The sequence below is a fragment of the Actinomadura soli genome (genome assembly GCF_005889715.1).
Taxonomy (GTDB): Bacteria; Actinomycetota; Actinomycetes; order Streptosporangiales; family Streptosporangiaceae; genus Spirillospora; species Spirillospora soli.
Window position 1 is genome coordinate 1 of the sequence record NZ_VCKW01000270.1, and the last position, 10,860, is coordinate 10,860.

Here is a 10,860-nt window from a genome sequence, read left to right on the forward strand (position 1 = left end):
GTCGAGGACGGGCTGGATGATGCGCCAGGATTCTTCGGCCAGGTCGAAGCGGACGAAGCGGCGGGGGTCGCCGGTCATCGCGTCGGTGAGGATGCGCTGGTAGGCCGCTTCCATCGGGCCCAGGACCTTGGTGAAGTCCACGCTGAGCGGGACTTGCCGGGTGCTGTCGCGCCCGGGGACCTTGGCGAGCAGGTCGAATGTGACCCCCGCATCGGGCTGGATGCGGAAGCGGATCAGATTGGGCTCTGGGGCGCCGTCGAAGAAGCTGATGGGCGGGGTGCGGAGTTGGGCGACCACTTCCAGATCGGTGGTGCCCAGTGCCTTACCGGAGCGGATGTAGAACGGGACGCCGGCCCAGCGCCAGTTGTTGATGCGCAGGCACAGCGCGGCGTAGGTCTCGGTGGTCGAACCCTCACCGACGCCTTCGGTGGCGAGGTAGCCGTCGTACTGGCCGCGGACGACATCGCCGGGCGCGACGGCCTCGACGGCGCGCAGCACCCGCCACTTCTCGTCGATGAAGGCGCGTGAGTCGGTCGACGGCGGCGTGTCCATGGCCAGGAGCGCGAGGATCTGCAGAAGGTGGTTCTGGACGACATCGCGGATCGTGCCGTTGGCGTCGTAGAACGAGCCTCGGTCGGCGACGTCGAAGTCCTCGGCCATCGTGATCTGCACGTTGTCGACGTAGTGACGGTTCCAGATCGGCTCCAGGAGCATGTTCTCGAACCGGAACATCAGCAGGTCCTCGATCGGCTCCTTCCCGAGGAAGTGGTCGACGCGCCTCAGATGGTCCTCGTCGAAGAACTTCAGCAACTCGGCGTTCAACGCCCGCGCCGACTCCAGGTCGTTGCCGAACGGCTTTTCGACGACCATCCGGGCGTTCCTGTTCAGGTCGACCTTGGCCAGGCCCTCGGCGACCGTCGCGAACAGCGAAGGAGGAACCGCAAGATAGTGAGTGAGGAATCCCGCATCGCCGACCTCACTGCGGATCGCATCGAAGGTGGCGCCGTCGGTGTAGTCGCCCGCGACGAGCCGGAGGTTCCCGGCGAACTTCTCGAACGCCGCGTCGTCCACCTTGTCGTGCTTGGCCTCGCAGGCCTCACGGGCCCGACTTCGCAGCCCGGCCAGGTCGAGGTCGGTCTTGGCGACCCCCACGATCGGCTGGTCCAGCACCCCGTCCGCCGTCAGCTGGTACAACGCCGGCAGCAGCATCTTGTACGCCAGATTCCCGGTGATCCCGAACAGCACCATCGCGTCGGCTCGCTCCATCGCCGGCCCCCTCTCCTCGGCTCACAGCTTGACGCCTCGGCCATCCGGAGAACAAGCGTCCCGCGGGTCGCATAGCGCTCGGTCATGGTCAGAACGTGTCGCCCCGTCTCCATCCATCCCGGTTGGCGTGTTGTTCCGTGCCGATGCCTGCCACTCGCCACGGCCGAGCGCCTCGCCCATTAATGATCATGGTGCATGGAGGTTTGTGTTGGCGGAGGGACCGTGACCACGCGGACCCCGCTCAGCGGGGCACGAGCTTGACGGTCGCGCTGCGGGCCTGCTGTTGGTGGAATGGTCGACGGACCGTTACGACTCGGGTCCTCTGGGTCTTTGAGCGTTCTGGTCCCCTCTCGCGGCTGGAGTGTCAGCGTGTCGTCCTCGATCTGCGCGATTCCCGTGGACTGGATGCGGAACTCGAAGATTCCGTACGGAGGCCGGGGCTGCGTCAGAATCGAGACGTTGCCATAGCGGCCGTCCGGGAAGAAGCGGTACACGATCGTGGCGTCTCCTTCGCTGCTCTCCCAAATGGCGACGAGTTGAGCCGGAAATGTCGGACTGCCGGTCGGCGGCTCCGAGCTGATTGGTGGCGAGGAAACGGCTGGCGGGGTGCCCGAGGGTGTGGTGGTGAGGGTGGACGGATTGGTCGAGGGTGTCGCCGGCGGCGAGGCCCCGTGCCGCCCCCGCAGGCGACGAGTGTCAGAATGAGGATCACGGTGGCTGGCACGCGCATGAAGCCTCCCCGTTCCGCGGTGGGAACCTCATTCGAAGCGGCGCAAAGCCTCGCAGAGCAGAATTCTCCGGACTCGAAGCAGTACGGGACCCGTGCAGGAGTCCAGCGCCCGTCAGCCCGCCCATTGCGTGACCGTCGATGCCTGTGAAACCGGCCGCTCTCCTGGCGACCAGCCTGACCCGCCAGCGTTCCTGTCACCAGCACATGACCACATGCGGACCGTGATCAAACGCTAGCGCCACATGATCATCCGGTGGCCTCAGCCCTGAACAGGACCAAAGACCAGAACCCCACAACTTGCGAACGTCCTGTACTGCGGCCGTTTGTCCATTCCTGCCGGCGGTCGAGTGTTGGTTGGGTGGGCGATCCTGGGACTGATCGTGGTTCCGCTCTGGGTTCACCTTGTCAGGTCCGCAGGGACCGGCAGGTCCGGCGCGGCGAGGAAACGACCGGTTCCCAGCTCCACGAAGCTCTCTTCATCGTCGAGTTGGTCGACGTCTTCGCCCTCATCTACGTCGATCTCTCCCGGATCCATGTCCGCTGCGAGGTAGGCCGCCAATTGGCGTTCCCTTCGCCTCGCGGGCGGCCTCGCCGACGCGCCGTGCAGCCTGTTCCCACCAGGTGGCCGATCCTGCTGCTTCGCAAGCTGTGCCGGCGGGCGCCGAGGCTTCTTCCTCATCTTCGAAGTAGGTGCGCGGAGTGTTGCCAACGTAGGTGACACCAGTGCCTGGCCCCATCGGCCGATAAACGATGGTGGGGATGTCGCTGCCAGGCGTGCGGCCTCTCCGGGCCGGTCCCGGCTCGGCCGACCGGCCAGCGTCGTTGCTGCAAGGGCAGACTTCTGTTTCGCTTCCGAACCAGCGTTGCTTGTCTCCCGTCCAACTGTGGTGAGATGACCGTGTCCCGTAGTTGACCTGCGGAGGTTGTGGCGTGTCTCGGGCCTCATGGTCGCAGGGTGCTCCCACCGAGCTCGGCGGGTATCGGCTGATCAGGGTTCTTGGCGAGGGTGGTCAGGGCTCGGTCTATCTGGGTGAGGCTCCGGACGGGACCCAGGTGGCGGTGAAGGTCCTGCACAGCCGGTTCAACGGTGATGGCACGGCCCTCGAACGCTTTGTGCGAGAGGTGCAGGCCGCCCGCAGGGTCGCCCAGTTCTGCACCGCGCGAGTGCTGGAGGTCGCCACCGCCGGGACCACCCCGTACATCGTGAGCGAGTATGTTCCTGGTGAGTCGCTCAAGGATCTGATCGCCCGCGACGGTCCGCGCGACGAGGGAGCATTGGAACGGCTGGCGGTCGGCACGGCCTCGGCGTTATCGGCGATTCACCAGGCCGGGATCATGCACCGGGATTTCAAGCCCCACAACGTGCTGATGGGTCCGGACGGGCCGAGAGTGATCGATTTCGGTATCGCCCGCGCTTTGGACACCGTCGCCACCGATGCCAGCGGGCTGATCGGCACTCCCGCCTATATGTCGCCGGAGCAGATCACCGGTGGCCGGATAGGTTTCCCCACAGACCTGTTCTCCTGGGCCCTCACCATGATCTACGCGGCCACCGGCCGACACGCCTTCGGCGGTGACACCATCCACGCCATGATGTGGCGGATCGTCAACCACGAACCCGACCTGAACGGAATACCCGAACACCTCCAAGACCTGATCGCAGCCGCTTTGGCCAAAGACCCCAGCCGGCGCCCCACCGCCACCGAGGTCCTCCTCACCCTGCTCGGGCATCAGCCTGCATCTCCCCAAACCACAGCTGTGGAGACCGACCGCACCGGACAGACCAGAAGTGTGACCGCCATGGAGCCCTCTACGTCGCCGCAGAACCAGGCCACCCGTGTAGAGGGAAAGACGTCCGCCGAGTACGAGCTTCGCGCCGCGTTGGAGGGTCGGTTGCGGGTTCTGGGGGCTGATCACCCCGAGACTTTGGCCAGTCGTCAGGAGGTTGGCCGTCTGCTGTGGGGTCTGGGGCGGCTTGCGGAGGCGGAGGTTGAGCTTCGAGCGACCTTGGAGGGACGGTTGCGGGTGCTCGACGCTGACGACCCTGAAACCCTCTGGGCCCATCACAATCTCGGTGGCCTGCTTGTGGGGCTGAGGCAGTTGCCAGAAGCTGAGCGTCACCTTCGTACCGCGTTGGAGGGTCGGTTGCGGGTATTGGGGCCGGACCATCCCGAAACCCTCTGGATCCGAAGCGACCTCGGCGTCCTACTCAAGGAGCAAGGACGCTAGGAGAGTCACCCGTGACTGCTCGCCCTTCGAGTGCCCCAAGCATTGGACGCCAGCCCGCTCACGCAAGCTCCGCCGCCACCCACCTCGGCGAGCAGAAAGTCCCGCTCCAGCTCATCATGGCCAAGACCCGGCACAAGCCCGCACCGCCATGCGCTACACCCGCCCCGGCGGCGAAGCCGTCGCCGAGATCACCGGTATCCTCGCCCCATCACGCCGAATGCACTGAGCCGTGCCGGAGCGGTGGCGTCCTTGGGTTCAAGACCGGGTTCACCATCGACCACGTCCAGTACTTCAGCGACGCGCTCAGACCGTGATCGCCCGCCGCGACCGGCTGGAGAAGTTCGTACGACGCCGCGACCCCCGCGACATCTCCCGGATCTGGGCTCCGGACCCGGACGGGGACGCCTACGTGCAGGTGCCCTACCGGTCGCTGTCACGGCCGCCGATCAGCGTGTGGGAACAGCGCGCCGCGGTCGCTCGGCTGCGTGAGAGCGGCCGCGACCAGGTCGACGAGCACGCGCTGTTTGCGATGGTGGAGCAGATGCGGCAGATCACCGACACCGCGGCCGCCACCACCCGCAAGGCGCGGCGGCAGGTCCAGCGCCGCTCGGCCGTACCAGCCTGGCCGGTACCGGCACCGGTAACGCTGCCAGCCGGTGAGGGTGATCGAGCGGCCGACGCATCCGCCCAGCCGTTCGAGGTGATCGAGCAGTGGTGACCGGAGAGCTGGAGGTCGGCGACCCGGAGGATCTGACCCATCTGCATGAGGCGGCCCGTCGTGTAGCGCGGCTCCCCGCGGCTGAGCGGCTGGCCTACGTGCGGGCGGACAGGTGGATCGGCTACACCGGCGCCACTCGCGTCATCACCCGGCTGGAGGAGCTGCTGACGTGGCCGGCCAAGCAGCGGATGCCGAACCTGCTGCTGATCGGCCCGACCAACAACGGCACGTCGATGATCGTGGAGAAGTTCCGCCGCACCCACCCGCCGATCTCGCCTCCTTGGGGCTGCTCGGCACCGGGTCGGGTCGGGTCGGGTCGCCGCGGCGCGGGTGGTGAATGCGCCGCACGTCGTAGACCGCCCGGCCGCTCTCGGCCCGCAGGTCGTCGAACGCGGCCGGGGTCTGGTCCAGGCCGTGCGTGGCGGTGACGTCGACCGCTGCGCTACCGGAGAACAAGGTCATGTTCGGGTTCAGCGCCAGGGCATGTGCTGTAGGCACCAGGTATTGCCGTCGGGGTCGGCGAAGTAGGCGTAGAACACTCCGCCGAGGTCGTCGACCTCGCTGATCTCGACGCCGCGTTCGACGAGTTCAGCGCGGGATGCCTCGATGTCGGCGACCACCAGGTGCAGACCGCGCAGTGTTCCCGGAGGCATGTCGAGGGTGGGGAGACCTTCAGCGAGGGTGATCGAGCATGCCGAGCCGGGTGGGGTGAGTTGGACAATGCGGATACCGGGCTTCGGGTTGACGTCGACGTCGAGGCGGAACCCGAGCTGGTCCTGGTAGAAGGCTTTGGCCCGTTCGATATCGGTGACCGGCACCGGCACTAGCTCCAGCAACAGCTTGCCGGGCGGCACGGGTGGGTTGCCGGAATCCTTGGGGATCTCGTTGGCGGGGGTGGGCGTGTCGGTCATGGACGGCGCCTTTCGTGGATGAGGGTGGCGAGTAGGGCGGCAAGACAGTCGTATCCTTCGCCGGCGCCGAGTTCCATCGGGCTGCGCACGACCGCGTCGCGGATCTCGGACGAGGAATATCGCGCGGTGACGGTCATGGCGGTGCGTCCGTCTGTCTCGTCCAGAACGGTGATGACCAGTGCCTCACCGTCGGCCCAGTCACGGTGGATCTCGGTCTGTACGAGGCGCACCGGTGGCACGACCTCGCGGAACAGCCCATGGAGTTCCATCTCGGCGCCGGCCGGGCCGGTGGAGACGAACCGCCAGGCACCGCCGGGGCGCGGGTCGACCTCACAGACGGTGAGCCGCCAGCCGCGGGCACCGTGCCAGCGGCGGAGCAGTTCCGGTTGGGTGAGCGCGGCGAAGACCAGCGGCGCGGGAGCGGCGAATGTGCGGGTGAGGACGAGGTCGGTGGTCCCGGACGCGACGACCCGCAGCCCGAGGCCGGGGTGTGGAGATGTCACGTTTCGCCGTCCTGCAGGTCGCCCAGCAGGGCATCCAGTCGCTGGTAGCTCGTTTCCCAGTAGTCGCGGTAGTCGGCCAGCCAGTCCGTGGCCGTCCTGAGCGGTTCGGCCACCAGCCGGCACGGCCGGCGTTGCGCGTCGCGGCCGCGACTGACCAGGCCGGCTCGTTCAAGCACCCGCAGGTGTTTGGAGACGGCTGGCTGGCTCATCGCGAATGGCGCGGCCAGCTCGGTGACCGTGGCATCACCGGTCGCGAGCCGGGCCAGGATGGCCCGCCGGGTGGGGTCGGCCAGTGCCGCGAACGTCGCGTCCAGCGTGTCGCTTGCAACCATGTCGATAACCCTCCGGTTCGATAACCTGATGGTTTTATATGTGCCAGAGTCCGGGTTTGTCAAGATCGCGAACACTCTGGGGGCACCATGGGAAGGGTCTTCACACAGGCGTCGGTCTCGCTGGACGGGGACATCTCCGGGCCTGGCCAGACAGGGTTCGACCGGCTGTTCGCATGGTGCACGGCCGGTACCGTCGCTACCCCACGGCCGATCCGGACCGGCTGACCTACCTCACCTCCGAGGCGACCGCCCGGTACCTGCGTGAACTCCAAAAGCGGATCGGGGCCTGTGTCGTCGGCCGCAACCTGTTCGACCTCACCGCGGGTTGGAATGGGCGGCACCCGAGCGGCGTGCCGGTGTTCGTCGTCACCCACCGTCCACCGCCGGCCGGCTGGGAGGCCACTACGACGCCGTTCACGTTCGTCAGTGACGGCGTGGAGAACGCGATCGCGCGGGCCCGTGAGGTGGCAGGGCATCGCGACGTCGGTGTCGGCCCCGGCGGCACCGTGGCCGACGCGCTGAGAGCCGGCCTGCTCGACGAGCTGCGGATGGACATCGTGCCGGTGGTTCTCGGTGCCGGTACACCCATGCTGACCGGGCTTGGCGACACAGCGCCGATCGGCTTCGACCCGGCGGAGATCATCGAAGGGGATCGGCGTGACTCACCTGATCTATCGCCGCGCGACGCAGAACCTCAGGTAACGCCAGACACCGCCCAAAGACACGCACTCTCATGCCGCCGGTCGGACGCGCTGGCCGGCAGGTAGTGGCGGGCAAGCCCGATGGCGGAGGTTACCGGGGGGCCGCGGGGCGGCGGGCGAACAGGATCGCGCCCGGCTTCGGCTCGTCGGGGTTCAGCAGGTGCTGCGCCTCTATGGTGAAGCCCGCCTGGCGGAGCCAGTCGGCCACGCGGGACGGTCGGCGGTAGTGCACATACGCCTGGACGGGCTGGTCGCCGTCACCGCTCGTCTCGATCTTTGACTCGTCGCCGACGTGGAATCCCACGGCCAGCAGCCCGCCCAGCCGCAGGACCCGGTGGAACTGTCCGAGCACGCCCGGCACCGCCTCGTCGGGGATGTAGATCAGCGACCACCACGCGAGCACACCGGCCAGAGAGCCGTCGGCGAGCTCCAGGTCGGTCATCGAACCGACCTCGAACCGCGCGCCGGGGTGCTCGCGGCGGGCGATCTCGATCATCGCGGGTGACAGGTCGATGCCGAACGCGTCCGCGCCCAGCTCCCGCAGCAGGGCGGTGGTGTGCCCCGGCCCGCAGCCCACGTCGGCGACGGGCCCGCCGCCGATCGCGCGGACCAGGTCGGCGAACAGCACGACCCCCGCGCGAACGTGCAGCAGCCTGTCGAGCAGGTCGCGGGTCTCGTCGGCGTAGCCGACAGCGAGGGCGTCGTAGACGTTTCGGGTATCGGTCAACCAAGTCATCAAAGGACCGTAGCCCCTTCGAACCACTTGAGTCGTAGAGGTTGCCGCCGAATGACCCGCGCACCTTGTCCGCTCATGCCGCGTGTGGCTGGTCTGGTCTTGCGCCCGGTGCGGGCGCAACGTCGCAGGCATGACTTCGTTCGATGAGCTTCTGGGAGCGACGCCTGGCGCTGGAAACGCAGGTGGGGACATCCTGCGGGTGGCGACGCTGGTCTACTTGGCCCGATACAAGGGTGACTCACGCATGCACACCGAGTCGGACCTGCGGATCCACCTGACCTGTGCGCCGAACGGCACCTGGAGCCCTTAGCGGTACGGCGCGCGTAGCGGTACGGCGCGCGCATGTGGAGATGTACGTGCGCTGGCTACAGGAGGTCCGCCGGTTCCGGCCCTCGACCGTGTCCCGGCGGCTGTCAGTAGTGGTCGGCTTCTACCGGACCTGCGTGATCGACGGAGTTCTGGAACACTCGCCCGCCGACCATGTCCGTCGCCCGAACGTAGCGCCGGAATCGCCAACGCTCGGATTGTCCCATCTGCAGTTCGAGGCTCTGCTGTCAGCTGCATGCGCCTCGGCCAACCACAACCACTTCGCGCTGGTCGCGATGCTCGGGCTCCTCGGGTTACGGATCTTCGAGGCCACCGGCGCCGACATCGACGACCTGGGCGAGGAACACGGCCACCGAGTCCTACGCGTGATCGGCAAGGGCACCCGGATCGTGCTGATACCCCTCCCGCCGGCAGTCGGCAGAGCCATCGACCACGCCACCGGCGACCGGACCAGCGGGCCGATCCTGCTCAACACCCGCGGGACCCGAATGGTTCGGCACGCCGCAACCCGCCGCCCGCGCCGACTCGCGGCCCAATCCGTCGTCCGGCTGCCGCGGATGCACCCGCACATGCTCCGCCACACCCTCGTCACCCCCACGCTCGACGCCGGCGTCGACCTGCGCGACGTGCAGATCGCCGCACGCCACGCAGGCCCGCGCACCATGCGCTACGACCCAGCCCGCAACAATCTCGACCGCCACCAACCACCTCCTCGCCGCCCACACGGCCTCCGGCACCTGAACCAAAGACCGCGAATCGGTACGCGCAGGTCTGCCGAGAAAGGATGTTCTGCTGCGTCTGATCTCTGGGATACGGCGCCTGTGAGCGCAGGTCGCTTGATAGTACTTGTCGCGATCAATTCTTGTTTTCCGAAGCAACGGAAGCGCATACTGAATTTCCTGTTCGCGAAGGCCGCCTGGGACGCAACAAGACGTCCGACAAGCGCGCGGTCGAGTGTGAGTACGGCGTCGCGAATGAGTTCTGCCGAGGCCTGTGGGCTGGATGTGACCTGAGAGGGCGGCGACATGCTGGGCTGGATGGCGACCCTTGCCGGCGTGCGGCGAATTGGTCGATTCCTGGGGCTGGGATTGATTCCTGCGATGCTTGTCGGTGTCCTCGCCGCACCAGCCAGATCCGGCCCTGGACCTGAGCCGGCCCCAGGCGAGGCGGGCCATCGGAGTCAATGGACTGCCAGACCCGCACTCCAGCAGGCGCGCGACGCGCTGAGCGTGACGAAGGTGGGCAGGCACATTCTGGCCATAGGCGGGACTGACCCGCTCAGGGACAAGGATCTGGATGTCGTCGAAGCCCGCCGTACACAGGGCACTGGGACCTGGCGTTACCTGAAGCGCCTGCCCACTGCGCGCGGCAACCTGGCTACCGCCGAGGTAGGTGGGCTGGTGTACGCGGTCGGTGGCTTCACTAAATCTGGTCCATCGGACGCCGTGGAGACCTACGACCCGCAGTCGGGCCGCTGGGCCAGGAGTCTTCGCCTTCCCCAGCCACGCGGTGGCCCCGCAGCAGCAGCCCTTGGTGGCCTGCTTTACGTGGCCGGCGGGGAAATCCCCGGATCCCAGTTCACGAACTCGGTGATCGTCTACGACCCTGGGAAGCGTACCTGGAGTTCCGTCGCCCCTATGCCCACGGCCCGGGAAAGATTCAAGCTGGTGGCTGCGCGAGGCTACCTGTATGCGATCGGAGGCGACAATCGGGTGAGCGGGTCAGCAGAACAGGTCAAGTCGCTGACCACGGTGGAGCGCTACGACCCCAGGACCAACAGATGGCGCACCATGAACCCGATGATCGAGGCTCGTTCCCTGACCTGCGCGGTCGAGACGACGGTCGGGAAACGACGGATCCTCACCGTCGTCGGCGGAGCCGAGTTCACCCCCGCCGGCGAACTTGTCGGCCCCAGGCGTACCACCGAGGTCCTTGACCTCGGCACGGGCCGGTGGACACTGCTGAAGATCCTGCTTCCCATCGCCCGAGCATCACATGACTGTGCCACTGAGGCCAATGGAGCCGTCCTGACGATTGGTGGCGTCGTTCGGCAGAACGGTGAGTTCTCGCCGATAGCGAACGTAGACGCGCTATCCCTCCAACCCCGTGATCTGCAATAGGCCTCGGTCCTGACCGTTCGCCAGACAAAGCCCAAGAGTTCAACCCGGCCCAGATTGAAATCCGTCGTCCTGCCCGTAAAGCTGCAAGATCATAGGAGTGGTGAAAGGTTGCCGGTCCCTGCTGCACGGCGCCAGACCGAGGCCATGTTCCATCCTGAGAACCGCCTGATGAGCAAACGCCTGACACAACAAACCGGCACCCAGAAGTCGCAGCCCTTGCCACCCTCCGCCGCAACGCCCTCATTTGCCGCCGGTCGCGCGGTGGTGCCGAGGGGGCTGTCTCTTAT

The 10,860-nt window shown here is 67.1% G+C and carries 12 protein-coding genes; 6 read left to right on the forward strand and 6 right to left on the reverse strand.

Annotated elements, in window-relative coordinates; all coding sequences use genetic code 11:
• Both zwf and ETD83_RS43050 read right to left on the reverse strand, forming a co-directional pair.
• Window positions 1–1,266, reverse strand: a 1,266-nt coding sequence (gene zwf, locus ETD83_RS34385) for a glucose-6-phosphate dehydrogenase (RefSeq protein ID WP_138649383.1), incomplete at its 3' end; no start/stop codon positions are given.
• A gap of 1,127 nt (window positions 1,267–2,393) precedes the next feature.
• On the reverse strand, window positions 2,394–2,555 hold the full coding sequence (locus ETD83_RS43050; protein ID WP_171064599.1) for a hypothetical protein: 162 nt from the start codon (window positions 2,553–2,555) through the stop codon (window positions 2,394–2,396).
• 371 nt (window positions 2,556–2,926) lie between these two features.
• Between ETD83_RS43050 and ETD83_RS34390 the strand changes: the two genes are divergently transcribed.
• The 3 genes from ETD83_RS34390 (at window position 2,927) to ETD83_RS46330 (ending at window position 5,371) form a co-directional block, all read left to right on the forward strand.
• On the forward strand, window positions 2,927–4,225 hold the full coding sequence (locus tag ETD83_RS34390; RefSeq protein ID WP_171064600.1) for a serine/threonine-protein kinase: 1,299 nt from the start codon (window positions 2,927–2,929) through the stop codon (window positions 4,223–4,225).
• 310 nt (window positions 4,226–4,535) lie between these two features.
• Window positions 4,536–4,943, forward strand: coding sequence for a hypothetical protein (locus ETD83_RS34400; protein WP_205718034.1), 408 nt, complete (start codon window positions 4,536–4,538; stop codon window positions 4,941–4,943).
• Window positions 4,940–5,371 (forward strand): TniB family NTP-binding protein, encoded by a 432-nt coding sequence (locus tag ETD83_RS46330; RefSeq protein ID WP_205718035.1) that lies wholly within the window; start codon window positions 4,940–4,942, stop codon window positions 5,369–5,371. The genes ETD83_RS34400 and ETD83_RS46330 overlap by 4 nt, the downstream gene beginning before the upstream one ends.
• A gap of 42 nt (window positions 5,372–5,413) precedes the next feature.
• Here the strand turns inward: ETD83_RS46330 and ETD83_RS34410 are convergent, their stop codons facing one another.
• Genes ETD83_RS34410 through ETD83_RS34420 form a run of 3 tightly spaced genes read right to left on the reverse strand, consistent with a single transcriptional unit; the run spans window position 5,414 to window position 6,689 of the window.
• The gene (locus ETD83_RS34410) at window positions 5,414–5,854 is read right to left on the reverse strand and encodes a VOC family protein (protein WP_138649385.1); all 441 of its coding nucleotides are present in this window, start codon (window positions 5,852–5,854) and stop codon (window positions 5,414–5,416) included.
• Complete coding sequence (locus tag ETD83_RS34415) at window positions 5,851–6,357, reverse strand: SRPBCC family protein (protein WP_138649386.1); 507 nt, start codon at window positions 6,355–6,357, stop codon at window positions 5,851–5,853. Before ETD83_RS34415 ends, ETD83_RS34410 begins: the two co-directional genes overlap by 4 nt.
• A complete protein-coding gene (locus ETD83_RS34420; protein ID WP_138649387.1) occupies window positions 6,354–6,689 on the reverse strand; it encodes an ArsR/SmtB family transcription factor in 336 nt (111 codons plus the stop codon). The genes ETD83_RS34415 and ETD83_RS34420 overlap by 4 nt, the downstream gene beginning before the upstream one ends.
• Window positions 6,690–6,862: 173 nt before the next feature.
• Here ETD83_RS34420 and ETD83_RS34425 point away from each other — a divergent pair, with 173 nt between their 5' ends.
• Entirely contained in the window at window positions 6,863–7,456 is a 594-nt protein-coding gene (locus ETD83_RS34425) for a dihydrofolate reductase family protein (protein WP_205718036.1), read from the forward strand.
• A 25-nt stretch (window positions 7,457–7,481) separates the two neighbouring features.
• Here the strand turns inward: ETD83_RS34425 and ETD83_RS34430 are convergent, their stop codons facing one another.
• Entirely contained in the window at window positions 7,482–8,117 is a 636-nt protein-coding gene (locus ETD83_RS34430) for a class I SAM-dependent DNA methyltransferase (RefSeq protein ID WP_205718037.1), read from the reverse strand.
• Between the two features lie 365 nt (window positions 8,118–8,482).
• Between ETD83_RS34430 and ETD83_RS34435 the strand changes: the two genes are divergently transcribed.
• Together ETD83_RS34435 and ETD83_RS34440 are read left to right on the forward strand one after the other, a co-directional pair.
• Window positions 8,483–9,466 carry a tyrosine-type recombinase/integrase gene (locus tag ETD83_RS34435; protein WP_171064601.1) on the forward strand — a complete coding sequence of 328 codons (984 nt, stop codon included), beginning with the start codon at window positions 8,483–8,485 and terminating at the stop codon, window positions 9,464–9,466.
• 24 nt (window positions 9,467–9,490) lie between these two features.
• Window positions 9,491–10,573: a Kelch repeat-containing protein gene (locus ETD83_RS34440; protein ID WP_171064602.1), complete on the forward strand. Its 1,083-nt coding sequence runs from the start codon at window positions 9,491–9,493 to the stop codon at window positions 10,571–10,573.
• Window positions 10,574–10,860: the final 287 nt, after the last annotated feature.